The 24,144-nt window shown below is 65.2% G+C and carries 25 protein-coding genes and 1 pseudogene; 11 read left to right on the top strand and 15 right to left on the bottom strand.

Going from position 1 to position 24,144, the window contains the following annotated elements; translation table 11 throughout:
* The first annotated feature begins 124 nt into the window (after nucleotides 1-124).
* Nucleotides 125-1,402, top strand: a complete 1,278-nt coding sequence (locus LKE06_RS09835) for a glycosyltransferase 87 family protein (protein WP_227998290.1) — start codon at nucleotides 125-127, stop codon at nucleotides 1,400-1,402.
* Here the strand turns inward: LKE06_RS09835 and LKE06_RS09830 are convergent.
* From LKE06_RS09830 to purS, 3 genes are all read right to left on the bottom strand, one after another.
* Nucleotides 1,351-2,649: a M18 family aminopeptidase gene (locus LKE06_RS09830; RefSeq protein ID WP_227998289.1), complete on the bottom strand. Its 1,299-nt coding sequence runs from the start codon at nucleotides 2,647-2,649 to the stop codon at nucleotides 1,351-1,353. The genes LKE06_RS09835 and LKE06_RS09830 overlap by 52 nt on opposite strands.
* Nucleotides 2,650-2,822: 173 nt before the next feature.
* Nucleotides 2,823-3,479, bottom strand: coding sequence for a phosphoribosylformylglycinamidine synthase subunit PurQ (purQ, locus tag LKE06_RS09825; RefSeq protein WP_227998288.1), 657 nt, complete (start codon nucleotides 3,477-3,479; stop codon nucleotides 2,823-2,825).
* Nucleotides 3,476-3,712, bottom strand: a complete 237-nt coding sequence (purS, locus tag LKE06_RS09820) for a phosphoribosylformylglycinamidine synthase subunit PurS (protein WP_227998287.1) — start codon at nucleotides 3,710-3,712, stop codon at nucleotides 3,476-3,478. The genes purQ and purS overlap by 4 nt, the downstream gene beginning before the upstream one ends.
* Before the next feature lie 111 nt (nucleotides 3,713-3,823).
* Between purS and LKE06_RS09815 the strand changes: the two genes are divergently transcribed.
* Complete coding sequence (locus tag LKE06_RS09815) at nucleotides 3,824-4,468, top strand: MBL fold metallo-hydrolase (protein WP_227998286.1); 645 nt, start codon at nucleotides 3,824-3,826, stop codon at nucleotides 4,466-4,468.
* 7 nt (nucleotides 4,469-4,475) lie between these two features.
* Here the strand turns inward: LKE06_RS09815 and LKE06_RS09810 are convergent, their stop codons facing one another.
* Entirely contained in the window at nucleotides 4,476-5,834 is a 1,359-nt protein-coding gene (locus LKE06_RS09810) for a dipeptidase (protein ID WP_227998285.1), read from the bottom strand.
* Nucleotides 5,835-5,843: 9 nt separating this feature from the next.
* Nucleotides 5,844-6,728: an amino acid permease gene (locus tag LKE06_RS32870; RefSeq protein WP_308188336.1), complete on the bottom strand. Its 885-nt coding sequence runs from the start codon at nucleotides 6,726-6,728 to the stop codon at nucleotides 5,844-5,846.
* A gap of 169 nt (nucleotides 6,729-6,897) precedes the next feature.
* On the opposite strand from LKE06_RS32870, the gene gad reads away from it, so the two are divergent.
* Nucleotides 6,898-8,424, top strand: coding sequence for a glutamate decarboxylase (gad, locus tag LKE06_RS09800; protein ID WP_227998284.1), 1,527 nt, complete (start codon nucleotides 6,898-6,900; stop codon nucleotides 8,422-8,424).
* Between the two features lie 99 nt (nucleotides 8,425-8,523).
* On the opposite strand, the gene LKE06_RS09795 is transcribed toward gad, so the two are convergent.
* The 4 genes from LKE06_RS09795 to LKE06_RS09780 form a co-directional block, all read right to left on the bottom strand.
* Complete coding sequence (locus LKE06_RS09795; RefSeq protein ID WP_227998283.1) at nucleotides 8,524-9,225, bottom strand: DUF2334 domain-containing protein; 702 nt, start codon at nucleotides 9,223-9,225, stop codon at nucleotides 8,524-8,526.
* 321 nt (nucleotides 9,226-9,546) lie between these two features.
* Complete coding sequence (locus LKE06_RS09790) at nucleotides 9,547-11,724, bottom strand: S9 family peptidase (protein WP_227998282.1); 2,178 nt, start codon at nucleotides 11,722-11,724, stop codon at nucleotides 9,547-9,549.
* A 148-nt stretch (nucleotides 11,725-11,872) separates the two neighbouring features.
* The gene (locus LKE06_RS09785) at nucleotides 11,873-12,832 is read right to left on the bottom strand and encodes an alpha/beta hydrolase (protein WP_227998281.1); all 960 of its coding nucleotides are present in this window, start codon (nucleotides 12,830-12,832) and stop codon (nucleotides 11,873-11,875) included.
* 179 nt (nucleotides 12,833-13,011) lie between these two features.
* Nucleotides 13,012-13,209 carry a hypothetical protein gene (locus LKE06_RS09780; RefSeq protein ID WP_372477315.1) on the bottom strand — a complete coding sequence of 66 codons (198 nt, stop codon included), beginning with the start codon at nucleotides 13,207-13,209 and terminating at the stop codon, nucleotides 13,012-13,014.
* Nucleotides 13,210-13,253: 44 nt separating this feature from the next.
* Between LKE06_RS09780 and LKE06_RS09775 the strand changes: the two genes are divergently transcribed.
* From LKE06_RS09775 to LKE06_RS09760, 4 genes and pseudogenes are all read left to right on the top strand, one after another.
* Complete coding sequence (locus tag LKE06_RS09775) at nucleotides 13,254-13,604, top strand: HIT domain-containing protein (RefSeq protein WP_227998280.1); 351 nt, start codon at nucleotides 13,254-13,256, stop codon at nucleotides 13,602-13,604.
* Between the two features lie 80 nt (nucleotides 13,605-13,684).
* Complete coding sequence (locus LKE06_RS09770) at nucleotides 13,685-14,401, top strand: TetR/AcrR family transcriptional regulator (RefSeq protein ID WP_227998279.1); 717 nt, start codon at nucleotides 13,685-13,687, stop codon at nucleotides 14,399-14,401.
* Between the two features lie 10 nt (nucleotides 14,402-14,411).
* Nucleotides 14,412-15,317, top strand: coding sequence for a TIGR03564 family F420-dependent LLM class oxidoreductase (locus tag LKE06_RS09765; protein WP_227998278.1), 906 nt, complete (start codon nucleotides 14,412-14,414; stop codon nucleotides 15,315-15,317).
* A 31-nt stretch (nucleotides 15,318-15,348) separates the two neighbouring features.
* A pseudogene (locus LKE06_RS09760) lies at nucleotides 15,349-15,453 on the top strand (hypothetical protein); the annotation flags it as partial.
* Nucleotides 15,454-15,761: 308 nt separating this feature from the next.
* Here LKE06_RS09760 and LKE06_RS09755 read toward each other — a convergent pair.
* Entirely contained in the window at nucleotides 15,762-16,190 is a 429-nt protein-coding gene (locus tag LKE06_RS09755; protein ID WP_227998276.1) for a hypothetical protein, read from the bottom strand.
* 250 nt (nucleotides 16,191-16,440) lie between these two features.
* Between LKE06_RS09755 and LKE06_RS09750 the strand changes: the two genes are divergently transcribed.
* Nucleotides 16,441-16,623, top strand: a complete 183-nt coding sequence (locus LKE06_RS09750) for a recombinase family protein (protein ID WP_305082796.1) — start codon at nucleotides 16,441-16,443, stop codon at nucleotides 16,621-16,623.
* A 70-nt stretch (nucleotides 16,624-16,693) separates the two neighbouring features.
* Here the strand turns inward: LKE06_RS09750 and purB are convergent, their stop codons facing one another.
* The 3 genes from purB to LKE06_RS09735 all read right to left on the bottom strand — a co-directional run bounded on the left by purB (nucleotide 16,694) and on the right by LKE06_RS09735 (nucleotide 20,055).
* Entirely contained in the window at nucleotides 16,694-18,115 is a 1,422-nt protein-coding gene (purB, locus tag LKE06_RS09745; protein WP_227998275.1) for an adenylosuccinate lyase, read from the bottom strand.
* A gap of 6 nt (nucleotides 18,116-18,121) precedes the next feature.
* Complete coding sequence (locus LKE06_RS09740) at nucleotides 18,122-18,760, bottom strand: TetR/AcrR family transcriptional regulator (RefSeq protein WP_227998274.1); 639 nt, start codon at nucleotides 18,758-18,760, stop codon at nucleotides 18,122-18,124.
* Between the two features lie 131 nt (nucleotides 18,761-18,891).
* Nucleotides 18,892-20,055: a pyridoxal phosphate-dependent aminotransferase gene (locus LKE06_RS09735; RefSeq protein WP_227998273.1), complete on the bottom strand. Its 1,164-nt coding sequence runs from the start codon at nucleotides 20,053-20,055 to the stop codon at nucleotides 18,892-18,894.
* A 64-nt stretch (nucleotides 20,056-20,119) separates the two neighbouring features.
* Here LKE06_RS09735 and LKE06_RS09730 point away from each other — a divergent pair, with 64 nt between their 5' ends.
* On the top strand, nucleotides 20,120-21,085 hold the full coding sequence (locus LKE06_RS09730) for a M23 family metallopeptidase (RefSeq protein WP_227998272.1): 966 nt from the start codon (nucleotides 20,120-20,122) through the stop codon (nucleotides 21,083-21,085).
* A gap of 113 nt (nucleotides 21,086-21,198) precedes the next feature.
* Here LKE06_RS09730 and LKE06_RS09725 read toward each other — a convergent pair whose 3' ends face one another.
* A complete protein-coding gene (locus LKE06_RS09725; protein WP_227998271.1) occupies nucleotides 21,199-21,828 on the bottom strand; it encodes a TetR/AcrR family transcriptional regulator in 630 nt (209 codons plus the stop codon).
* 29 nt (nucleotides 21,829-21,857) lie between these two features.
* On the opposite strand from LKE06_RS09725, the gene LKE06_RS09720 reads away from it, so the two are divergent.
* The gene (locus tag LKE06_RS09720; RefSeq protein WP_227998270.1) at nucleotides 21,858-22,199 is read left to right on the top strand and encodes a DUF6463 family protein; all 342 of its coding nucleotides are present in this window, start codon (nucleotides 21,858-21,860) and stop codon (nucleotides 22,197-22,199) included.
* Between the two features lie 109 nt (nucleotides 22,200-22,308).
* Here the strand turns inward: LKE06_RS09720 and purD are convergent, their stop codons facing one another.
* Nucleotides 22,309-23,574 (bottom strand): phosphoribosylamine--glycine ligase, encoded by a 1,266-nt coding sequence (gene purD / locus LKE06_RS09715; protein WP_227998269.1) that lies wholly within the window; start codon nucleotides 23,572-23,574, stop codon nucleotides 22,309-22,311.
* A 187-nt stretch (nucleotides 23,575-23,761) separates the two neighbouring features.
* Here purD and LKE06_RS09710 point away from each other — a divergent pair, with 187 nt between their 5' ends.
* Entirely contained in the window at nucleotides 23,762-24,139 is a 378-nt protein-coding gene (locus LKE06_RS09710) for a PH domain-containing protein (RefSeq protein ID WP_227998268.1), read from the top strand.
* The last annotated feature ends 5 nt before the right edge of the window (nucleotides 24,140-24,144 follow it).

Below are 24,144 nucleotides of genomic sequence, written 5' to 3'. Positions count from 1 at the left end.
GTCGAGAGCGGATAGCGACGCCGAATCACCGGGCACGAAATGTGATACAGAACATGGTGTAAGTCCCGGCAAATGGCTCGGGTCGGCACACATTGAGCGACAACGCAACCGCTACGCTTTGCCGGTGAGCGAACGATCGGGGGTTGCGGACCAGGCTGAGCAGCCCGTTACCTCGGATAGCGTGCGGCGGGCCTCGATATCGGACCAGCAGGTGCGCTGGCTGATGGGCGCCATCACGCTTTTCGTCATCTCGGCGGCTATCTCGCTGCTCGCACATTGGTGGCACGGCTACATCGACCTGCAGGTCTATCGCAACGGTGCCCGAGTCTGGCTGGACGACGGCGAGTTGTACGGCCCGATGCCTCCGGTGATGGGGATCGGGCTGCCGTTCACCTATCCGCCGCTGGCGGCCCTGTTCTTCGGGCCGCTGGCCTTGATGCCGCTGCCGCTGGCCGAGGTGCTGGTGGTGGCCACCTCGGTGCTCAGTCTTGGCATCACGATCTGGCTGGTGCTCGCCCGATTGCGACCGCGGTTGGATCGGATGACGCTGCTGCCGTTGGTCATTGCCTCCGTCGCGCTCACCCAGACACTCGAGCCGATCCGGCAGACATTCGGGTTCGGCCAGATCAACCTGGTGCTGATGGCCGCGATCACCATGGACTGCCTGGTGCGCAAACCGTTCTGGCCGCGCGGCATGCTGATCGGCATCGCGGTCTCGGTGAAACTGATCCCGGGCGGATTTCTGCTGTTCTTCCTACTGCGTAAGGATTGGAAGGCGGCGGGGACCCTGGTGGTGTCGGCGATCGCGGCGGTCGGGCTCGGATTCCTGCTGTTCCCCAGCGATTCGGTCGAATACTGGTTCCACACACTCGCCGATACCGGCCGCATCGGCCCGCCCTATTACGCGGGCAATCAGTCGATCAAGGGCATGGCCTTCCGGCTCGGAGTCCCCGACTCGACCGCGACGCTGATCTGGATCGTGCTGTCGCTGGTGACGATCGCGCTGGCCGCGCTGTGGATGCGCAAGCTCATCGAGGCCGGCTCGGAGGTGGCGGCGCTGATGGTCAACGCGGCGGCGGTGCTGATGGTTTCGCCGGTGTCGTGGTCACATCACTGGGTGTGGATCGCGCCCGCGCTGGTCGTGGCCGCCGATGCCATCGCCCGCGGCGCCCGCAGCAGGTTGTTCGTCGGAACCGTGGTGGGCGCCACGGTGCTGTTCGCGATCGGCCCACAATGGCTGCTGCCGCACCAGCACGACCTCGAACTCGGCTGGGCATGGTGGCAGCAGCTCATCGGCAGCAGTTATGTGCTGGCCACCCTGGCGCTGTTCGTGGTGGGTGTGTCGAGTGCCTACCGCCCGGCCTCGGCCGGGGTGAGGAACGCGGCCAGCGCGGCGGCGTAGGCCGAAACGTCATCGGCGCCCATCATTTCGCGGGCCGAATGCATCGCCAACTGGGCAGCGCCGACATCGACGGTCGCCATCCCGGTGCGCGCGGCGGTCATCGGGCCGATGGTAGAACCGCACGGCAGATCGGCACGATGCACGTAGCGCTGCAACGGCACCTGCGCCTGGGCGCAGGCCAGCGCGAACGCACCCGCGCCCGCGGCATCGGTGGCGTAGCGCAGGTTCTGGTTGACCTTCAGCACCGGGCCGCCATTTACCACGATCCGATGCGCGGGCTCGTGCCGGTCGGGATAGTTGGGGTGCGTTGCGTGCGCCATATCCCCTGAGGCACAGACGGATCCGGCCAGCGCGGCCAGATATTCCGCACGTCCGCCACCACGAGAAAGCACAATTCGCTCGAGCACGGTCGGCAGCAAGTCTGACTGGGCGCCCCGATCGGACTGGCTGCCGACCTCCTCGTGATCGAACATCGCCAGCACCGGAATGGCGGCGCCGGGTTCATCGATCGCGGCGAGGAACGCGCGCAGACCCGCATAGCAGGTGCCTTGGTTGTCCAGCCGCGGCGCGCTGACCAGATCACGGTCGCGTCCGACCAGCCCGCTCGGTGCCAGATCGTGGGTCATCAGTTCCCAGCCGAGCACCGCGCCCGGGTCGAGCTCCGCATGCTCGGCGACAAAATCGAGGAACGATCGCGGCGCGGTCCCGAGACCCCAAATCGCATTGACATGCCGCTGCGGATCCAGCGTGACACCGCGCCGATCCTCGGACAGATGTATCGCCAGCTGCGGCACCCGCAGAATCGGCAAATCGATACGAACAAGCTGCTCCCGCACCACATTTCCATCGCGCACGCTCAACCGGCCGGAGATACCGAGCTCCCGGTCCAGCCAAGAATTCAGCCATGCGCCGCCATAGGGCTCCAACCCGACAAGCTGCCAACCAGCGACGGCCAGATCCGGATGCTGCTTCACCCGCAGGTTCGGACTATCGGTGTGCGCACCCACAACCCGGAACGGCGTAGCCCCCGCCGAATCCGCGGTAGCCCAAGCCACCAACGAACCGCCGCGAACCACATAGTGACGGCTAGGCCCATCCGACGGCCACGGCTCCGACTCGGACAACCGAGTGAACCCGAGACCCTCCAACTCCGCGGCCGCCGTCCGGCAGACATGAAACGGTGAAGGTGACGCATCAACGAACGCACACAACCCACCGGCCGTAGCGGAAGTATTGGAAACAGGCATACCCACGATCCTATTCAGAGCGCCCGCAACCACCCCGACAGACCGGGCCGTGAAGCCCGCGGCCCAGCACCCGAATCGGCCCCCACACACCGCACCTACATGTCGAGTAAGCCACCCCTAGCTGAGCAGATTCGCTCAACCACACGCCTCACCCATAGGTTTCAAGGGCCAGCTCAAACAACCGAAAGAAAAAGCCCCAACCCGTCATCACTGGGCCCGGTCAACGGCTCGGTGGCGTGCTCAGGATGCGGCATCAGCCCAACCACACGCCCATTGGCCGACGCGATCCCCGCGATACCCCGCTGTGATCCGTTCGGATTGTCGCCCGCGTACCGGAACACCACCCGGCCTTCGCCTTCCAGCTGGTCGAGCACGGCGGTCGAAGCCTGGTAGCGCCCCTCGCCGGACTTGAGCGGGACGAGGATCTGCGCGCCGGTTTCGTATCGAGACGTCCACGCCGTTTCCGCGGTCTCCACCTGGAGCCATTCGTCGCGGCAGACGAAATGCAAGCCCTCGTTGCGGGTCAGCGCACCCGGCAGCAGGCCCGCCTCGCAGAGCACCTGGAAGCCATTGCAGATTCCGAGCACGGGCATACCCTTGCCCGCGGCACGGATGACCGCACCCATGACCGGCGCGAACCGGGCGATAGCACCGGCACGCAGGTAGTCGCCGTAGGAAAAGCCACCGGGCACGATCACCGCGTCGACCTGTTTCAGGTCGGCGTCGGCGTGCCACAGGCTGACCGCTTCGGCACCGGCCAGCCGCACCGCGCGGGCGGCGTCGACATCGTCGAGCGTGCCGGGAAATGTGATGACCCCGATACGGCTCATGAAACGCGAACGACCTTCCATTCCTCGATCACGGTGTTGGCCAGCAGCGCCTCGGCGATCTGTTCGAGCTCCGCATCGCTGACGCTGTCGTCGATATCGAGTTCGAATCGCTTGCCCTGCCGCACATCCGAGACTCCGGCGAATCCCAGACGCGGGAGCGCGCCGGCGATTGCCTGCCCCTGCGGGTCCAGGATCTCGGCCTTCGGCATCACCTCGACCACGACTCGTGCCACGCGTTGCTCCTCAGGTGGTATTGGGGTTACCGCAGCAGCGTAGTTGTCCAGGAAGTTCGGGCTGCCTGCGGGGTCCGGTTGAAATCGGCCGATGGCCGATAACATGACCGAATGCGCATTGCCCACTTCGGCCACTCCTGCATCCTCGTCGAACTGCATGGCAAGAAGGTCTTGTTCGATCCGGGTACCTTCTCGCACGGCTTCGAGGGCATCACCGGCCTGGACGCCATCGCGGTCACCCATCAGCACCCTGATCACATCGACCCGCTGCGGATCGATGCGCTGATCGACGCCAATCCCGCAGCCCGGCTGCTGGCCGACCCACAGACCGCCGCGCAGCGCGGCGAACCATGGGAGGCGGTGCACGCGGGCAATGTGCTCGCACTCGGCGAGCTGCGGATCACCGGTGGCGGCGGCAGGCATGCGGTGATACACCCGGACATCCCGGTGATCGACAACACGGTGTTCCAGCTCGGCACCCCCGACGACCCCGCGCAGCTCGTGCACCCCGGTGACTCGCTGTGGGTGCCACCGGTGCCGGTCGGGGTGCTGGCCATCCCGGCGGCGGCGCCGTGGATGCGGATCAGCGAGGCGGTGGACTATCTGCGCGCGGTCTCTCCACGCACCGCACTGCCCATCCATTACGGCATCATCGTCCCCGAGGCGCAGGGCATCTACTTCGGTCGGCTGACCGAAATGAGTCCTGCGGGAACCGATTTCAAGGTGATCGAGCCGGAGGATTCGGCCGAGTTGTAGGTCGGTGTCACTGCCCATAACTGCTCAGGAACAGCGCTTCGGCCAGGGCCATGTGTTCGATCTCGGTGGGGTCAACGCTCTCGTTGGGAGCGTGGATCAGGCATTTCGGTTCCTCGACACCGAGCAGCATGATCTCCGCGTCCGGGTAGGTGTCGGCGAAGACATTGCACAACGGGATCGAGCCACCCTGCCCCTGTGTGGTGGGCGCCCGGCCGTAGGAAGCGGCCAGCGCCGCTTCCATCGCGGAGCGGGCCGGGCCGCCGCTGCGGGATTTGAAAGGTGCACCGGTGGACTCTGTTTCGACCGTCAGCTTCGCCTGCCACGGTGTGTTCGCCTGTAGGTGCGCGGTCAGCGCACGCAGGGCCTGGTTCGGATCGGTGCCCGGTGGGATGCGCAAGTTCAGCCGAGCCCGGGCCGAAGGCTGGATGGCGGCGGCTGAGCCGACCACCGGCGGCGCGTCGATGCCGAGCACCGTCAAAGCCGGTCGCGCCCAGAGCATATCGGCGACGGTGCCGTCCCCGCTCAGCTCGACTCCACCCAAAACGCCCGCGTCGGCGCGGAATTGCTCTCGCGGGTATTGCACGCCGGACCAAGTCTGGTCATTCGGCAGACCGGCCACGGTGGTGTTGCCACGCTCGTCGCGCGTGGCAGCCAGCACCTGGATCAGCGCGGCCAACGCATCCGGGGCGGGGCCACCGAACATCCCGGAATGCACTGGCCCGGCGAGTGTTTCGATGGTGATGACGACATTCACGTTGCCGCGCAACGTTTCTGTGAACGTCGGCACACCGACGGCGAAATTCCCGCAGTCGGCGACCAGGATCGCGTCGGCGCGCAGCAGTTCCGGGTTGATTTCGACGAACCGTTCCAGCCCACCCGTACCCTGTTCCTCGGAACCCTCTGCCACCAGCGTGATTCCGAGCGGTACGTCGGAAGCGATGGCGCGCAACGCGGTCAGGTGCGTGATGATATTGCCCTTGCAGTCCGCGCTGCCGCGGCCGTACCAGCGGCCGTCCTTCTCGGTGAGTTCCCAGACCGGGGTGCGCCACGCGGCATCGTCCATCGGCGGCTGAACGTCGTAGTGGCAGTAAAGCAATACCGTCGGGGCGCCGTCGGAGGCCGGCCGCGATGCGATGACCGCGTTACTGCCGTCGGGGGTTTCGTGCAGGCCGACCTTGGTCAGGCCGGTCGCCGCGAACGCATCCGCCACCCACTGCGCGGTCCGGCGACACTCCTCGGGCGGGAACTGCCTCGCATCAGCCACTGATTTGAACGAGACTAGTTGGGTGAGATCGGTTTTCGCCTGCGACATCAGGGCCGCGACCCGCTTGCGCAGCTCAGCAGTACGAGGATCGTCGGAAATCATGCCAGCGCCTCACTTAGTCGTATTGTCGAACTTCATATCCTGCACCTGATCCAGGTATTCCCCGAGGCGATCAGGGCAGTAGGTGGCAATGGCCAATTCCACGGCCGTCGCTACGTCGCGATCGCCGATGATCGGTCTGTTGCCCGGTCCACTCGCACCGTTGCTGACCGAGGCTTGGTACCGGGCCTTGATCAGCGGCAACGACGGATCCTGGCAGACCAGTCCGCCGTCCCGGCCAAGCGTGTCGGCGATGACCCGCGGTTGCGGCGCGGGTATGCCCGCGTCGACGAGCCGGTCGTGTAATTGCTCGGCCCGGGTGCTCGCTTCGGCGTCATTGTGAATGCCTTCGAACGCGATGACACCGACCACGATGAGCACCAGGCTGGCCAGGCCCGTCCAGGCCGGGAGCAGATGGCCGGCATCCATCGGTGCGGCCGATGGGTTGCCCTGCGCGAGGAATAAGAACCCGAGCAATACCAGCATCGTGCCGGGAATCAGGGTGCCTACGATAAGCCCCATGGCCGAAAGTCCGGCAACCGTTTTGGTGCCCTGCGCCGAGATGTATACCCCCGCCCAATAGACGGTGATGATGACAATCGCGACGTACACCCCGTTCGCCGCCAGCGACGGGTTGATAATATATGCGAAAGTGCTTGCCACATAAGCCAATAGAATCGGATAATAGAAGATCGTCATGGCAAACTGGCACCACACCGCGAGAAAACCGAGCGGCTTGGACAAGCCGTCGCCAACCCACCGGTAGACACCGCCCTCCCAACCCGATGCCAGCTCCGCGGACCGCAGGCTGGCCACCGAGCTGGTGGTCATGAGGGCCAGCGTCACCCAGGATATATAGTTCGTCCCGGTTGCCTTCGGCGCCACCTTCGTCGTCATCGCCGCTCCCTCCTGCCCGTCTCGGTTCGATCCGATACCGCACACCCCAGGAGCGGCCCGCAATTTGCCGCTGAATAAAACTCTGGCACGAACTAGTCGGCCTTATGGGTGAATTCGCCCGACCAAACGGTCTGTGCCACCAAGGCCGGAACACCAAAGGCGTTGTGACATGCTGAAGACGCGTGGCAAATACCAAGCAATCCGATACTCGGAGGCCGTTTCGATGCCCGATTCCCCACAGTCCGAAGACCTTTTCGCCATGTCCGCGATCGACCGCACCGCACCCAAGAACAGCTTTCCAGCGCGGGAGATGTTCCCGGAGATCGCCTATGAAATCGTGCACGACGAACTACTTCTCGACGGCACATCCCGAATGAACCTGGCGACCTTCTGCACCACCTGGGTGGACGACCAGGCACACCGGCTGATGAACGAATCCATGGACAAGAACATCGTCGACAAGGACGAATACCCGCAAACCGCCGAACTGGAACGGCGCTGCGTGCGTATGATCGCCGACCTGTGGCACGCCCCGGATCCGGCGGGCACGCTCGGCACCTCGACCACCGGATCCAGCGAGGCCGCGATGCTCGGCGGTCTGGCCGCGAAATTCCGCTGGCGGCAACGCGGTGGCACCGGGACACCGAATTTCGTCTGCGGCCCGGTCCAGGTGTGCTGGGAGAAGTTCGCACGCTATTTCGACGTCGAAATCCGGCAGATCCCGCTGCGCGGCGACCGGCTGACCATGCACCCCGACGACGTGGCCGCTCACTGCGACGAGAACACCATCATGGTGGTCGCGACCTTCGGTCAGACCTTCACCGGGCTCTATGAGGACATCGAAGGCATCAGCAAAGCACTCGACCGGCTGCAAGAGGTCAGCGCACTGAATATCCCGATTCACGTGGACGCCGCCAGCGGCGGTTTCCTCGCCCCGTTCACCGCGCCGGACCTGATCTGGGATTTCCGGTTGCCGCGGGTCAGGTCGATCAACGCCTCCGGCCACAAGACCGGGCTTGCCCCGCTCGGCTGCGGCTGGGCGATCTGGCGGGCGGCGGGCGACCTGCCGCGTGAACTGATCTTCAATGTGGATTACCTCGGCGGCAGCATGGCCACCTTCAATCTCAACTTCTCCCGGCCCGGTGGGCAGGTGATCACGTCGTACTACGAATTCATTCGGCTCGGGCGCAGCGGATACAGTCGGGTACAGACCCAGCTCTACCATGTCGCGAAGCATTTGGCCGCCGGTCTCACCGCGCTCGGTCCGTTCGAAATAGTCCACGGCGGCGCCCCGCACCGCGGCATCGCCGCTGTGTCGTGGCGACTGAAGGACGAGCGGGACCTGGGATTCAATCTCTATGATCTGTCGGATCGACTGCGCACCCGCGGCTGGCTGATCGCCGCCTATCCGCTGCCCGCCAACCGTGAAGGCGAGACCATCATGCGCGCGCTGGTGCGGCACGGATTCACTATCGATATGGCCGAATTGCTGCTTTCGGACATCATTCGCGGCATGAGTCAGCTGGTGCGCCACCCCTTGACGACGTCGCTCACCAGGGCGGAGGCGGGCGGATTCACTCACAGCGCGACCGCGGCCGTGCCGGATACGAGCGTGAGCGCTGCCGTCCCCGGCAAGAAGGCGGATACCGGGAAGGCCAAACCCGCGAAAACCAAGCGCGCCAAAGCGAAGTCGTAACGTCGCAGTCCCCCGGTGCCGCCGCCCGGTCACGCCAATTACGGGCGACGGCACCTCGCGCGGCGGTGCGGGCAACACCGCGTACCCGCACTGTCGCGGCTATGCCGCCCTGGCCACGGTGAACGGCTCCCAGCGGTAGACCTCGTTGACAGCACCGTGAAACAGTGCGAGATCGACCGCATCGAGCAGCGCCTGGCGCGGGCCCGGACGGCCGAGCTGTGCCGCCGACACCGCAAGGCGCACCACGCCGCCACGGCGCGCCGTGCGAGCCGCCCCCATCACCAGCGCGCGACACCACCACGGCTCGACTCGGAAACCCTCGCCGATGCCGTAAACGCGCGCCTTCTGCGCGACATCGCGTTCCAGGTCGAGGATCGTGGTCAAGCCGAGCGCGAGCCGGAAACCGGTCTCGGGCAACGCCTCGATCGCGCCCGCGGAGGCATTCCAGCGCGGGGCGGCAAACAGCCGGGTCCGTAGTTCGACCTGCTCCATCACCCGGTCCGCGGCGGTGAGCCGCAAGCGCGCCTCGTGCCGGGGCAGTGTCGCGAACTCGGCGCGGCGCCGCTTGGTCGCCGCCTGGTCATAGCCGTGCAACACGATGGCATCGCCGCGTGCGCGGCGCCCACGCAGCCACGATTGGGTGGCCGGGTCGTCGACCAGGCGATATTTACCACGTAGCCGCGGCGCCACCAGGAGCGACAGCCGTACGTCGCGCTGATCCATCTCCGCGGCGAATTCGATTGCCGCGTCCCGGGTGGTGTCCCGGATCCCGGAAACCGACACGATCAACTCAGCATTCATGAACCTACGATGCCTGCGTCAGATGTACTGTGCGTGCAGCCGGGATGACCTGGTAACGAACTCCGCGTCACGAGCCCTGTTCGACCATCGCGGCCGCCGACGCCGAGCCCGGATCGCCGACCTCCAGCGATCCCAGTGCAGCATCTGCGCGCGCGATACCCGGGCGGCGGGCTCGAGTTCGGTGCCGATCGTGTACGCCAGTGCAATGAGCGCCGCGAGCATGACCCGTTCGTACGGAATGCCCAGTGTCGCAGCGAGTTCGCGCTCGACTGGGCCTTGCGCGGTGGTCCATGTGGTGGGCGAAGCCTGCCGAGTGTCGGGTTACGCGTCGGCCAACCCGACGGTGTCGAGGACCCACGCGTACTCGAACGCGACTTCCTTCCACTTCTCATAGCGTCCGCTGACGCCGCCGTGGCCCGCGCTCATTTCGGTCTTGAGCAGTAGAGGGGCGTCGCCGGTTTTGGTGGCGCGCAGTTTGGCCACCCACTTGGCGGGTTCCACGTACAGCACCCTGGTGTCGTTGAGGCTGGTGATGGCGAGGATTGCCGGGTAATCCTTGGCCTCGACGTTCTCATACGGCGCGTATGAGCGCATGTAGTCGTAGACGTCCTTGTCCGCCAACGGATTACCCCACTCGTCCCATTCGATGACGGTCAGCGGCAGCGACGGGTCGAGGATCGAGGTGAGCGGATCGACGAACGGTACGTTCGCCAGAATTCCGGCGAACAACTCCGGTGCCAGGTTCGCGACCGCACCGACGAGCAACCCGCCCGCACTGCCGCCATCGGCGACCAGCACATCGGCCGAGGTAGTGCCGGCATCAATGAGATGCTGTGCGCAGGAGACGAAGTCGGTGAAGGTGTTCTTCTTGGTGAGCGTTTTGCCGTTCTCGTACCAGAGCCTGCCCATCTCACCACCACCGCGCACATGGGCGACCGCGAAGACCATGCCGCGATCGAGCATCGACAGCCGTGAGACCGAGAAGGACGGGTCGATACTGGCTTCGTATGAGCCGTAACCGTAGAGCAGCAAAGGTTTCGGGACGGCGGTGTCGAGGCCCTTCTTCCACACCAGCGAGATCGGAACCCGGGTACCGTCCGATGTGACAGCCCAATCCCGGTGCTGCTCATAGTCATTCGGGTCGTACCCGCCGAGGACGGGCTGCTCCTTACGCAACAGCAACTCGCCGGTGGCGGGCACGTAGTCGAAGACCTGTAGCGGCGTGATGAAGGAGGTGAGCCCGATCCGTAGCGTCGGCTGCTCCCATTCGGGATTGGCGCCCGAGCCGACGGCGAACAGTTCCAGGTCGAATTCGAGTTCGTGGCGCTCGCCGTACCCTGAATCGGTCAGCGGCCAAATGGCAAGGCGGGTAAGGGCTTCGCGCCGGTAGCTCAAAACCAGGTGCTCCGCGAAGCAATCGATGTCCTCCAGCCGGACGTCATCGCGGTGGCCGATCAGCACCGTCATATTCGACGGATCGGCGACCGGCGCGTCGGCGAGCACGAAGTTCTCGGCCTTCGCCCCGTCCACGACATCGTTGTGCAAGATAAGGAATCGGTCCTCGCCGCCCACCACGGCATGTTCGGCGGAGTACTCGACACCTTCGCGGCGCGGCAGGATGACCCGGAATTCACCTTCGGGATTCTCGGATTCGAGCACCCAGCCCTCGGTGGTGATCTTGGACCCGACCCAGATCATCAGGTACTTCTCCGAGCGCGTCGACCCAATGCTGACCCAGTAGCGCTCGTCGGGCTCGTGGAACACCTGCACGTCGGCATCGGTGCTGGTGCCGAGGCGGTGACGCCATACGGTGTCGGGCCGCCACGATTCGTCGACCGTTTGATAGAAGACGTGGGTACCGTCCAGCGACCAGGTCGCGCCGGGCGCTGTCCCGGTGATTTCGTCGGCCAGCAACCGGCCGGTGCGCAGGTCCTTGAAACGCAGGATGTACCGCTCGTCGCCGACGGTGTCCACCGAGTAGGCGAGCAGGTTGCCGTCGTGGCTCAGCGAGAATGCGCCGAGCGCGAAGAAGTCATGTCCCTCGGCGACCTCGTTGCTGTCGAGCAGGATCTGCTCGCCCGGGATGGCGGTACCTACCTCCAGCTGCGGCGGTGTCCAGGCATCGATACCTTCCGCATCAGCGTCGATCGGGCAGCGGCAATGCACGCCGTACTGCTTGCCCTCGAAGCTGCGCGAGTAATACCAGTACTCGCGGTGGCGGGTCGGCACCGAAAGGTCGGTCTCCTGTGTGCGTGCCTTGATCTCATCGAAGATCTTCTCCCGCAGCGATTGCAGGTGGCCGGTGCGCACCTCGGTGTAGGCGTTCTCCGCCTCCAGGTACTCGATGACCTCGGGACTCTCCTTGTCCCGCAGCCACTCGTACTCGTCTATGAAGGTGTCGCCGTGGTGGACCCGTTCGGCGGGCACCACCTTGGCGATCGGCGCCGTCACAACACCGTCGGTGTTGGAGATTGTTCCGGTACCACTGTCGAGAGCCATGGCTCTACCGTAGCGGCGCGAACGACTGCCGTCGTGGCGACCGCGCCGTTCGCCGCCACCATGCCTTCCCGGGAAAGCTCGGCCGAGGTTCGGCCGAGGTTCGTCGGGGTCCGCGACGACTCGACTCGTCGCCGCCGACAACGGCCCGTCAGGCCCCGATGGCAGGACCGATGGTGGGCCAGGAGGCGTGCAGGTGGTCCTGCCAGTAGGACCACGAATGAGTGCCGGTGAGTCGGTAGTCGACGTGGGCGGGGATGCCAAGACCGCGCAGATGCTGTTCGAAGTGGACCGTGCACACGTTGACGCCGACCTCGACCGGGCCGCCGAGGAAGATGTTCTCCGCCAGCTGCGGCTTGATCTCCACCTCGTGTGGGCCGGGGATTCCAGTGCCGCTGGACAGGTAGATCGCCTTGCCGCGCAACCCGTTCGCCAGCAGCGCCGGATCATGCTCGGACCAGCCGGGACTACCGGGCGGGCCCCACATATTCAGCGGGTTGCCGCCACGGTTGGCGATCGAGAACATCACCGCACCCTGGGCCACGGCGATATCCGGGCAGGCGCTGTAGCCGGCGACCGCGCTGTAGAGCGCCGGATTACGTGCCGCGATGACGAACGCCGCGATGCCGCCCATGGAAAGGCCGCCGATAGCGTTCACGCCGTTGCCACCGAAGTGGGCGTCGATGATCGGGGGCAATTCCTGTGCCAGGAAGGTCTCCCATTTGTAGCGACCGAACTTTGGATCGTCCTGCTGCCAGTCGGTGTAATAGCTGGCTTGGCCGCCGACTGGGAGTACCACGTTGAGGTTCTTACCCGCGAAGAAATTCTCCGCGTCGGTCGCGTTCGTCCAGGTGCTCTGCCCGACTCCGGGATCAAGGCCATCGAGCAGGTAGTAGGAGGGCCGCGAGCCGCCGCCTGCCGGGTGCAGCACCTGCACCTGAATCGTCTTGCCCATCGACGGTGAGTCGATGAAAACCGCCGACTTGGTCGGGCTCAGTTCATCGATCCCCACAATCCGCGCGGCGGATGCGTGCGCCGGTGTCACCAACACCGGACCGAGTACACCGAAAACAAATGTCAGCACAGCTGCAGCAACAACACTTCTTCCCATGCCCTCATCTCCATCTGCACACCACACGTGACGTTCAAACCTAACCCACGTGACATAGCTCAGTAAGCAACTCGGCATTCTGGCGTTTCTTCAGCAAACCACCCAGCTCGCGATAGCTTTTACGAATGGCTCGTTTCGGACCCAACGGACACCGTCCCGGTTCTGCCCGCCGAATTCGCTCAGCGACCTCGCTCGGACCGTTCGAGCGCGCCGCGAATCGAGCCCGCCAGGTAGTCCAGGTCGCCACGCCGCGAGCTCGTCGGCCGCCCGCGCAGGCCGAACCCATCCCGCCACGTCCGCGGGATCACCTGCAAATGCCCCGGCGTCATCGGCCGAATGTCCTTGAACGCCAACACATCAAGGTTCATGCTCCGCATATGTGAATTGCAGACAATAGCCCTACCGGGTAGGCAGTGAGGCTGTGGACACCACATTTCTGAGGATCGTCCGAGGCGAGGCCTCGGCCACCATCGTGTACCAGGACGAGCTGGTTACCGCCTTCCGGGACATTCGCCCCCAGGCTCCGACACATGTGTTGATAGTGCCCAACGAGCTGATTCCGTCATTGAACGACGCACGGCCGGAACATGAGCCAGCGCTGGGGCGAATGCTGACGGTAGCAGCGAAAATAGCCGCGCAAGAAGGTATTTCCGAGCAGGGGTATCGGGTGATCTCGAACTGCAACCGACACGGAGGCCAGGAGGTCTACCACCTGCACCTACACCTTGTCGGCGGACACGCCTTGGGGCCAATGCTCGACAACCGTTGGTAGTGCGTCGGTTGTCCTGTTTGACGTCGTCCGCATCAGTGACTAGTTGACTAACATTCCCATTTGGTCATATGGTCGCTGACGTGTCCCCTGAAGGCCGTGCCCGCACCGAGGAGGCCCGCCAGCGGCGGGCGGATCAGCTATTGGACGTTGCGTCGGAGTTATTGCTCCGGCACGGTTACCGGCGGGTGACCGTGGACGACATCGCCGACCGGGGCGGGGTCGGGAAGGGCACCATCTATCTGCATTGGAAGTCCAGAGACGAGCTGTTGCTCGCAGTGTTGCAACGCGAGGTCGTGCACTCGATCGACCAACTCGTGAGCGTGCTGCACGAGGATATGACGACTACCGTGCTCCATCGGATGACCGAGGTCCACTTCCTCGGTGTGATGCGGCGGCCACTGCTGCGGGCGCTGTACACGACCGACCCCGAAGTACTCGGCAGACTGGCCACCGAGCTCCACACCAGCCAGGGCATCCACCATCACCGCGCGTTCGACGACTACCTGAGCCTGCTGGCCTCTCATGGGCTGTTGCGTGATGACTTGTCGATCGACGAAATCTCCTACGGCTATCACGCTGTCCTGCACGGCTATCTGAACGAAGACGCCTACGACCGAGGCGCACACGATCTTTCGCATGAGCACAAGGCGCGACTGCTGGCCACCACCGTGCGCCGCGCCTTCGAACCCCTGCAGTTGGCGCCCCAGGCCGTCCGCGACATCCACCAGCGAGCGGTCTCCCTATTCGCTGAGGCCGCCGACCAAGGCCGCGCGCTCCTGTACCCGACCACGAGCTGAAGGAACCGGAATGCATATCGGAACCCTGATCCCCCACGAACCGAACACCACGGTGAACGACCTGGTGCATCGCGCTCGCGGCGCGGCCGATTCGGGGATGCACAGCGTATGGCTGGGCCAGGACTTCGGCTGGGATGCGCTCACCGCGGTTGCGGTCATCGGCAGAGAGGTTGCGGCGATCGAGGTGGGAACGGCGGTAGTCCCCACCTATCCACGGCACCCGCTCGTGCTGGCCGGCCAAGCCTTGACAGCACAATCCGCCACCGGCTCCCGATTGACACTCGGCATCGGTGTCAGCCATCCGCACATCATCGAGGGGCAATTCGGCTATCCGTTCCAGCGACCCGCTCGGCACTTACGGGAATACCTACAGGTGCTGATGCCCTTGCTGCGCCGCGAGAGTGTGTCCTCCACCAGCGAGCACCTGACAGCCGTGGGGCGGATCGATGTCCCGCAGCTACCGCCACCCTCGGTTCTGATCGGCGCCTTGGGGCCCGCAATGCTGCGGGTTGCGGGGGAATTGGCAGATGGCACGGTAACCACGTGGGTCGGGCCGTCGGCCTTGGACAACCATATCGTTCCGACTCTCACCCGCGCCGCAGCAGCCGCGGGACGGCCGGCACCCCGAGTGGTGGCATGCCTGTTCGTCGGTGTGACTGACGACGAGGACATCCTCAGGGCCTCACTCGCCCAGCGATACGGTGGGGCGAGCCAGATCGCCAGCTACCGCACCGCACTGGAACGAGAAGGCGTCAGCGGACCCGAACACACCGCAATACTCGGCGACGAGAAAGCCGTCGAACGTCGGATCCGCAGCCTCTTCGACGCCGGAGCGACAGAACTGGTGGCAATGCCAATCGGCACCGAAACCGAGCAGGCACGCACGACGGACATGTTGAGCGCCCTCACAAGCTGAAAAGCAGCAAGACGCGTAGCCGTCTCAGGGGTATCGGGTGATCTCGAACTGCAACCGCCACGGCGGCCAGGAGGTCTACCACCTGCACCTTGTCGGCGGACACGCCTTGGGGCCAATGCTCGAGAACCGTTGGTAGTCGGACGCCTCCGGCCGTAGAGCACGGCCCCGAACCTCGCCGCAATAGTGCCGATCGCATACTCGATTGTCGAGTTTTACATCCCGTTCTAACAGTGAGTAGAGCGGTCGAACAGTCCGCCCTAACTCCTACGCCACGAGCAGCGTCCGAGCCCGCTCGTTGAAGTCCGCTAGATCCTCGGGTCCATCGCCGAATTCGAACCGGCCCGGCAAGGTATCGCAAACCCCCGACAGGTTGACATTGATGCGTACACGGCAACCGTTACAGGACCTCCGAACCAGCCGTTCAGGACAACGCCGCATGCGGCATTACCGGATGTTCCTCACCTCGTAGTCGCCGCGTTCGCCCACGACATATTGCTTGGAGTAGGGGCCTTCGCGATGTACCTGTGCGGGGCTCCAATCGTCGGGGCCTGGGTCGAGGTCGAGTACGAACTCGTTCGCAGACGCCGCGACGGCCATGCCGTCCGAGAGCACCCGATACGGAAATTGCCTGCTCTCGAGAAACCGATATTCGTGCACCCCCAACACGGTCAACTCAACCTGACACCACTCGGACCTCCGTGCGTCACCCCGACCAGGAATCCTGGGCTTCGACTTATCCATCGCCTGGATGGTGACCTTCACCGTGGCGAGCTTGCCGGGTGTGGCCTGGATGGCAACGCCGAGGACGACGCTGTCGTAGAAGGTGATGAACCGGTCCAGGAACGCCGACGTGTGTTCACCGGTGATCTGCACGGAGTAGCCCTTCTGTCAGATAGCCCTGATCGCCCCAGGGGGTTTCACAGTCCAACCAATCAACATCGTCGAAACCGCCCGCAGCACATTCGTCATCGGCGCCACCTGACATCACGAAACACCGCCACTTACCGCTGCGAGTCACGCGGCATCCTCGACAAACAGTCTCTCGAACTGTCTTGACAACCTGTCTCATAACCTCTGGTCTCAAAACTGTCAGATCGTCGAGTTTTTGAGACAGGCGGGGAATATGGCAGTCATCGGATACCCCCGAGTCAGCACCACGGATCAAGACCCACAGCTCCAACTCGAAGCTTTGAATGCCGCTGGCGCACAACGGATCTTCACCGATCATGGCGTGTCCGGCGCTAAGGCTGAACGCCCCGAACTCGATGCTTGCTCGGACCACCGGACAAGGGCGCGGGCCGCTTAGATGGCCGGCGGGCTCTTAGCTGGAGACCGCTACGCCGATGCCTGCCGACCAGGCCATCGCCGCAAGCTGGCTACAGGATCGGAGACGGCGTGTACCGAGCCGCGTCAGGGTAGGCCTCCACAAGCTTCTGAACCTGCGCGACAACATCAGATACTTGCGCCGCCGCAGCCCCGATGAACGCGGATTTATCAGCGAGCGCGGCATCCAGCCCAGCACGGTCGAGCGGAAACCGAGTATCAGCCGCGAGCCTGTCGAGCAGGTCGGGTTCTCGCCCCTGCTCGCGCATGGCGAGAGCGACTGCGACCGCGTGTTCCTTGATGACCTCATGCGCGGTTTCGCGGCCGACCCCGGCGCGGACGGCGGCCATCAACATGCGCGTTGTCGCGAGGAACGGCAGGTAGCGGTCCAGTTCGCGGGAGATGACGGCCGGGTAGGCGCCGAATTCGGCGAGCACGGTGAGGAATGTTTCCATCATGCCGTCGATCGCGAAGAAGGCGTCCGGCAGCGCGACGCGGCGGACCACCGAGCAGAACACGTCGCCCTCGTTCCATTGCGCGCCCGCGAGTTCGGTGGCCATCGAGGCGTAACCGCGCAGCACCACCTGCAGGCCGTTGACGCGCTCGCAGGAACGAGTGTTCATCTTATGCGGCATCGCCGAGCTGCCCACCTGGCCCGGCTGGAAACCTTCGGTGACCAGCTCGTGTCCCGCCATCAGACGAATGGTGTGCGCGAATGACGACGGACCGGCGCCGACCTGCACCAGTGCCGAGAGCACATCGTGGTCGAGCGAACGCGGATACACCTGGCCGACGCTGGTGAGCACGGTGGCGAAACCGAGATGCCTGGCGACCTGCTGCTCGAGCGTCGCCAGCTTGGCCGGGTCGCCACCGAGCAGGTCGAGCATGTCCTGCGCGGTGCCCATCGGGCCCTTGATGCCGCGCAGCGGATACCGGTCGATGAGCTCACGCAGCCGGGTCAACGCGATCAACAGTTCATCGGCCGCGGAGGCGAAACGCTTGCCGAGCGTGGTTGCCTGGGCGGCGACATTGTGCGAACGGCCTGCCATTACCACCGTCTGGTATTCGACGGCCCGCTCGGTCAGCCGGGCCGCGATCGCGACACCGTGCGCGTGCGCATGCTCGAGCGAGAGCCGGATCTGTAGTTGCTCAACGTTTTCGGTGAGGTCGCGGCTGGTCATACCCTTGTGCACATGCTCATGCCCGGCCAGCGCGTTGAACTCCTCGATGCGAGCCTTCACGTCGTGGCGGGTGACCCGCTCACGTTCGGCGATCGAGGCGAGATTCACCTGGTCGATGACCCGTTCGTAATCGTCGAGGACACCGGCGGGGAGCTCGATGCCGAGCTCCGACTGCGCCCGCAACACCTCCAGCCACAGCCGCCGTTCGAGCACGATCTTGTTCTCGGGCGACCACAGGTGCACCAGTTCCGGGCTGGCGTATCGGGTGGCGAGGACGTTCGGAACGATGGTCACGTTCGGTCAGTCTAATGCCCGCACCCGGTCCATCTGCTGGGGCGTGGCAGGCGCGACGATATCGATCACCTCCAGCAACGCCCCGCGCGCCATGCGCCTGGGCTCCGGGTCTATTTCGCTCAGCGCCGCCACCACCGCGCCGTCGACAACGGCAACCAGCCTGCGCAATTGCTCGGATCGGGCCATCCGATCGGATCGGCGTAGGACATCGGCTAGTAGTTCGTCGAGCTGCGCTCGTAGTCGTAGCTGCACTTCCCGAAGTTCGGGATGCCGGGCCGAGGCAACCGACCGCTCATAGCGCGCGATCAGCTGACCGCGCGCGTCCTGATCGTGTGCATCGGCGCCCACCAGCACGTCGAGTAACAGATCGACCGTCGCCTCCGCGCCGCGTCGGCGGTGGCTGACATCGCCTACCCGCATCCGCATCGCGTCCAACTCCGAATTGCCGCTGAACTCGACCGCTCGCGCGATCAGATCGTCCAGCGATTCGAAGTAGTACGTCGTCGACGCCAATGGGAGGTCGGCGCGCGTTGCGACCGAGCGATGTCGCACCGCATCGAATCCGCCTTCGAGTAACAACTCGGCGGCGGCCGCTACCAGAGCCTGGCGACGCCGTTCGCCTTTCGGGGTCGTCGCGGTTATCACCGTGCCATCGTGCCAGTCGTCATCAGTTCATCCGTGCGAAATCAGCGAGGAAACCCCCAGCCACCGTTGTTTTAGCCGTATCCACGCGCTCCGAGTGACGCACTATGCAAACTCGTTGCCGGACACAAGAATCAGTCACAAAGATAGTGACGAAGACGAACCAGCGCATCCTCGATGTCCGCGGTTGCGCCAGCAAACGAGAAGCGCACTTTCCGATGCCCGGAGACGGTGTCGAAGTCGACGCCGGGCGCCAGTGCGACGCCGGTGTGATCGAGCACCTCAGAGCACCATTTTCTGGAATCATCGGTGAGATGCCCGATGTCGGCGTAGGCGTAGAAAGCGCCGTCGGCCGGGGCGAGGTCGGTGATGCCGAGTTCTGGCAAACCTTCCAGCAACAGCCGCCGGTTCGTCGCGTATCGCTGGACGTGGCCGTCGAGTTCGGTCTTCGCCTCCGCGCCGAAGGCGTGTAGCGCCGCGTATTGCGAGATGGCGGGCGGACAGACCGTCATGTTCGAGGCCAGCCGTTGCAGTGCCGGCCGTAACGCGCTCGGGGCGAGCATCCAGCCCAGACGCCAGCCGGTCATCGAGAAGTATTTCGACACCGAGCCGATGACCACCGATTCGCGCGAGGTCTCCCACGCCGAGGATGTGCCCGCGCTCGCGCCGGCATATGTGATGCCGTGGTAGATCTCATCGGAGATCAGCAGCGTGCCGTGCGCCTCGCACCAGCGCGCCACTGCGGCGAGTTCGGCCGGGTCGATCATGGTGCCGGTCGGGTTGGCCGGGCTCGCCACCACCAGGCCGGCGGGCGGTTGCGGCAGTGCCTCCAGCATCGCGACGGTCGGCTGGAATCTGGTTTCGGCACCGCAATCGAGTTCGACAACGCGACAACCCAACGCGGCCAGGCAGTTTCGGTAGGCCGGGTAACCGGGGCGCGCCACCACGACGGTGTCGCCGACGTCGAAAGCGGCGAGGAAGATGAGGGTGAACGCGCCCGAGGAACCGGTCGTCACCACCACGTCGTCGGCGTCGACCGGGTAACCGTAGGTGTCGCGGTGATGCTCGGCGATAGCTTCACGCAGCGGCAGGATGCCGAAAGTCTCTGTGTAACCGAGCAATTCGGCATCGATGGCCGCCTTGGTCGCGCGCAGCACCGGAACGGGTGCCGGTGTGGATGGTTGTCCTGCGGCCAGCACCAGCACATCGCCGTGCGATCTGGCCCGTTGGGCGGCGGCTTTCCATACATCCATCACGTAGAAGGGTGGGATGGTCGACCGGCGAGATTCTCTGGACACAGAAAGACGGTAGAGCATCGTGGCGTGCGCACGCCGCCGTTCGATCGGGTCTATCGTCGGCGCAATGCTTGACAAGGCTCGCCGCGCTGGGCTGCAACGAGTACGTGGAGTGGGTGGCATCGGAGTCATTCCTCCCGATTGGCGTGCAAACCCGCAGGAGAATCGCGATTATCGCGCCATGCTGCTGCGAGTCCGGCGGGAAATACGAGCCCTCGGGCAACGACCGCGGCCGGACCTTCGCACGATGTGGCAGCAGCGGCCGCGACCCGACTATCGCGCACTGCTGAAAAGGCATCGAATCCTTATCGCCGGACTTTGTGCGGCGGCAGTGCTCGCGGCGGCCGATTCGCCGCTGCGGTGGGCGGTCACCGATCGCAGCGTCGGACCGAACGAGATTCAACGCGTCGCCGCCGCCTACCCGCCACAGTTGCAGTCGACGCCGCCGTCGGTGCGCCGGTATCTCAACGCCATCGCCAATGGTGAACAGCTGCGTGAACAGGCGGTGGTCGCCGCCGCCGCGCGTACCACCCTCGAACGCGCGAAGAACGAAGCCGCCGCCGCGGTAGCCGGGCAACAGCAGCCGTGGATGACCTCCGGCGCGGCACCGGTAATTCCCGGCGCGGGCGCGGTGCTGCCCGGAATCACCGGCTACGTACTACCCGCCCTCGGCACCTTCACCTCCGGATTCGGTTCGCGATGGGGCACTTTCCACGCGGGTATCGACATCGCGGGCCCGATCGGCACCCCGATCTACGCCGTCGCCAACGGCACCGTCATCGACGCCGGACCGGCCCAGGGCTTCGGACTCTGGGTGCGCATCCGCCACGACGACGGCAGCATCAGCGTCTACGGGCACATGTACGACTTCTTCGTCTCCGTCGGCGAACGCGTCCCCGCGGGCATGCAGATCGCCCGCATGGGCAACCGCGGCGACTCCACCGGCCCACACCTGCACTTCGAGATCATCATCGGCAACCAGCACGTCGACCCGCAGCAATGGCTCGCCACCCACGGCCTGCGCGTCGGCTGAGCCAACCGCACCAAACGATCCAGGACACAACAGTTTCGATCGAAGCGAGACCGACTGGGCCGCCAAATCCTGGGCTGCCGCGCGACCCCACTTACGCCCCCACTAGCCACAACCTACTGAGTCAACGAATCCTGCCGAGGGGCACAAGCAGGTGGGGGTGGTTGGCGGAATTTGCGCACGACGGCGGCCGACGCGGTGAGGACAACGTCGTCCACCCAGTCCGGTATGGGCGCCGCTCGCGCGATGAAGTCGCGAACCAGGCCGTATGGGATGGCTTTGACCGCCGCGCCCGCGATGGCCATTCCGCGATCGTCCGCAGCACCGAACTCGGCGGCGACGGCATTGCGCAGCGCGGCGTTCATATCGTCGTTGACTGCAGCGATCGTGGCCCGCAGGTCCTCCGGGCCGACCTCGAGCAACTCGTCGCGGTGGAACATCTTCATCGCCCGCGCCTCGGTCGGCTGGTCGCGGCAATAACGCGGCAGGTAGGCGGCGGCGGCAAGCAGCGGATCGGGCCCGGATAGCGCCTCGACGAGGCCGGTCTGGAAGCGACGGATCGAGCGCAGCCACAGCCGCGCGAGCAGTTCGTCGCGCGAGGCGAAGCGCACGTAGATCGATCCGGTTGGTACGCCGGAGGCGGCGCTGATGGCGGCGATACCCGGGCGGGCGACCATCGGGTCGGTCAGCAGATCACGCGCCGCGTCGAGGACCTGATCGTCGGTGAATCGCCGGGGTCTTGCCACGGGAACAGACTAAGACATAGTTTACGAATATGTATTCCAAAACAAGATTCCCGATAGTCGGCACCATGCTCACCTTCATTGGGGCAGCACACACTGCCCTCGGTGTCGTCACGTGGGCCACGAAGGACCAGGACACCGACCTGTCGTTCTGGTTCACTGAGTTCGGGGTCGCCGCCGTCGCCCTCGGGATCGCCGTCATCGAGGTCGAACGAACCCGCGGATACGTCACCACGCCGATCCTCGCCGCGACCGCCGCCCTGGCAGCCTCCGGCCTCGCCTTCGAGCCCGTGTCGGGCTTCCTCACCCTCCTCGTACCCCTAGCCTTCGGCGTCCGCTCCTACCGCGCCAACAGCCCAATACACAGCGCCTAACCGGATAGCCGAACCCCGAGGTCCCGCACGTCCCCCATTACGCGCCCACTCGCCAACAACGGGTTCCAAGCGAAGCGAGATCAAGCACGAAAGTTCGCACCGCCGGAGCTTAGATACGGTTCTCCACCGCAGCCAGCCCGATGTCAGTCCGGTAGTGACTGCCCGGAAGTTTGATAGCCGCGACGCGGTCATACGCGTGCACACGTGCCTCGGCCAAGTCCGCACCGACACCAACGACGCTGAGGACGCGCCCGCCGGCGGAAACCAGCGCGCCGTCCTCACGTTGAGCCGTTCCGGCGTGTAGCACCGCGGCGGACTCGTCGGTGGCGCCGTCACCGGCGCCGGTGATCACGTCGCCGATACGCGGGCGGTCCGGATAATTCTCGGCGGCGACCACCACGGCGACAGCGGCGCCGTCGTGCCAGCGCGGCGCGTCAACCTTCGCGAGGGTCCCGGTGGCGGTGGCGTTCAGCAGTTCGCCGAGCGGACTTTCCAGCAGCGCCAGCACGGCCTGAGTCTCCGGATCGCCGAAGCGACAATTGAATTCGACCACCGCAGGACCGGCCGAGCCGATCGCGAGCCCCGCGTAGAGGAGACCGGAGAACGGGCTGCCGCGCCGCACCAGTTCGGCGGCGACCGGCTTGACCACGTCCTCGACAATGGCCGTGGCGGTCTCCTCCGGCAGCCACGGCAACGGCGTATACGCGCCCATGCCGCCGGTGTTGGGTCCGGTGTCGCCGTCACCGACGCGCTTGTGATCCTGTGCGGGCAGCAGCGGGACCACGGTCTCCCCGTCGACCAGGCAGAACAGCGAAACCTCCGGCCCGTCGAGGAAGGATTCCAGCAGCACGGGATGCCCGTTTTCGAGCAGTTCGGCGCCGTGATCGCGGGCGGCGGACCGATCAGCGGTGACCACCACACCCTTGCCTGCGGCCAGGCCGTCGTCCTTCACCACCCAGGTGGGACCGAATCGATCCAGCGCGGCATCGAGATCCGCCGGATTGTCCACAATCTCGCTGTGCGCGGTTCGCACTCCGGCCGCCGACATGACGTCCTTCGCGAACGCCTTCGACCCTTCGATCCGCGCGGCGTCCGCCGAAGGACCGAAGCACGCGATACCAGCGGCCCGGACCGCGTCCGCGACCCCGAGTACCAGCGGCACCTCAGGGCCGATCACCACGAGGTCGGCGGCGAGGTCGGTGGCCAGCGCGACCACGGCCTCCCCCGAGGACGGGTCGACCGGCCGGATCCGCGCATGCTGGGCGATACCCGCATTGCCGGGCGCGGCGTAAAGCGCGCTCACCGCGGGGTCCCGGCGCAACGCCAGGACGAGGGCATGTTCACGGGCTCCGGAACCGATGACGAGTACGCGCACGGCAGACAGCTTAAAGGTGCGGCGATCGCGCTCGGACCGGCAGTAGGTGCGCGAGTCCGGCGCTACGGCGCGTCGCGCGGCGTGTGTCGAACTTTCCGTGCTGGCCCTCACCGCTACAGGGATGATTTAGCAGACGGGCACGAGCTCTGCCCGCACTGCACTCGGACCACACAAAGGACGTGCAACGATGGGCCTGATCGACGGACTGATGGGCAATGCGGGGCGAATCGATCCCGGTGCGGCACAACAGGAATACGCGAGACTCCTCGGCGAGGGCGAACAGGTATACGCCGCGTACCTGCTGGTCCGCGACGCCATCCTGTTCACAAACCGCCGCCTGATCCTGGTCGACAAGCAGGGCGTCACCGGCCGGAAGGTGAGCTATCACAGCATCCCCTACCGCGCGATCTCCCATTTCTCGGTGGAAACCGCCGGCACCTTCGATCTGGACGCCGAGCTCGCCATCTGGATCTCGGGGTCGCACGAGCCGGTGCAGAAACGGTTCAATCGCCAGGTGGATATCTACGAGGTGCAGGGCATTCTGTCGCACTTCGTAGCGGTGTAATCGCG

The organism is Nocardia australiensis, assembly GCF_020733705.1.
Classification (GTDB): Bacteria; Actinomycetota; Actinomycetes; order Mycobacteriales; family Mycobacteriaceae; genus Nocardia; species Nocardia australiensis.
Note: the sequence above shows the minus strand (reverse complement) of the source record. Positions and strands in the feature narration are given on the sequence as shown.

Excerpts from the sequence above, each read along its gene's own strand:
- LKE06_RS09810 (WP_227998285.1), bottom strand. The coding sequence starts at position 5,834 with ATGATTTCCGACGATCCTCGTACTGCTGAGCTGCGCAAGCGGGTCGCG.
- LKE06_RS09795 (WP_227998283.1), bottom strand. The coding sequence starts at position 9,225 with ATGAATGCTGAGTTGATCGTGTCGGTTTCCGGGATCCGGGACACCACC.
- LKE06_RS09785 (WP_227998281.1), bottom strand. The coding sequence starts at position 12,832 with ATGGGAAGAAGTGTTGTTGCTGCAGCTGTGCTGACATTTGTTTTCGGT.
- LKE06_RS09780 (WP_372477315.1), bottom strand. The coding sequence starts at position 13,209 with ATGCGGAGCATGAACCTTGATGTGTTGGCGTTCAAGGACATTCGGCCG.
- LKE06_RS09720 (WP_227998270.1), top strand. The coding sequence starts at position 21,858 with ATGTATTCCAAAACAAGATTCCCGATAGTCGGCACCATGCTCACCTTC.
- LKE06_RS32870 (WP_308188336.1), bottom strand. The coding sequence starts at position 6,728 with ATGACGACGAAGGTGGCGCCGAAGGCAACCGGGACGAACTATATATCC.
- LKE06_RS09765 (WP_227998278.1), top strand. The coding sequence starts at position 14,412 with ATGCATATCGGAACCCTGATCCCCCACGAACCGAACACCACGGTGAAC.
- gad (WP_227998284.1), top strand. The coding sequence starts at position 6,898 with ATGCTGAAGACGCGTGGCAAATACCAAGCAATCCGATACTCGGAGGCC.
- purQ (WP_227998288.1), bottom strand. The coding sequence starts at position 3,479 with ATGAGCCGTATCGGGGTCATCACATTTCCCGGCACGCTCGACGATGTC.
- LKE06_RS09730 (WP_227998272.1), top strand. The coding sequence starts at position 20,120 with ATGCTTGACAAGGCTCGCCGCGCTGGGCTGCAACGAGTACGTGGAGTG.
- LKE06_RS09830 (WP_227998289.1), bottom strand. The coding sequence starts at position 2,649 with ATGCCTGTTTCCAATACTTCCGCTACGGCCGGTGGGTTGTGTGCGTTC.
- LKE06_RS09710 (WP_227998268.1), top strand. The coding sequence starts at position 23,762 with ATGGGCCTGATCGACGGACTGATGGGCAATGCGGGGCGAATCGATCCC.
- LKE06_RS09750 (WP_305082796.1), top strand. The coding sequence starts at position 16,441 with ATGGCAGTCATCGGATACCCCCGAGTCAGCACCACGGATCAAGACCCA.
- LKE06_RS09790 (WP_227998282.1), bottom strand. The coding sequence starts at position 11,724 with ATGGCTCTCGACAGTGGTACCGGAACAATCTCCAACACCGACGGTGTT.
- LKE06_RS09815 (WP_227998286.1), top strand. The coding sequence starts at position 3,824 with ATGCGCATTGCCCACTTCGGCCACTCCTGCATCCTCGTCGAACTGCAT.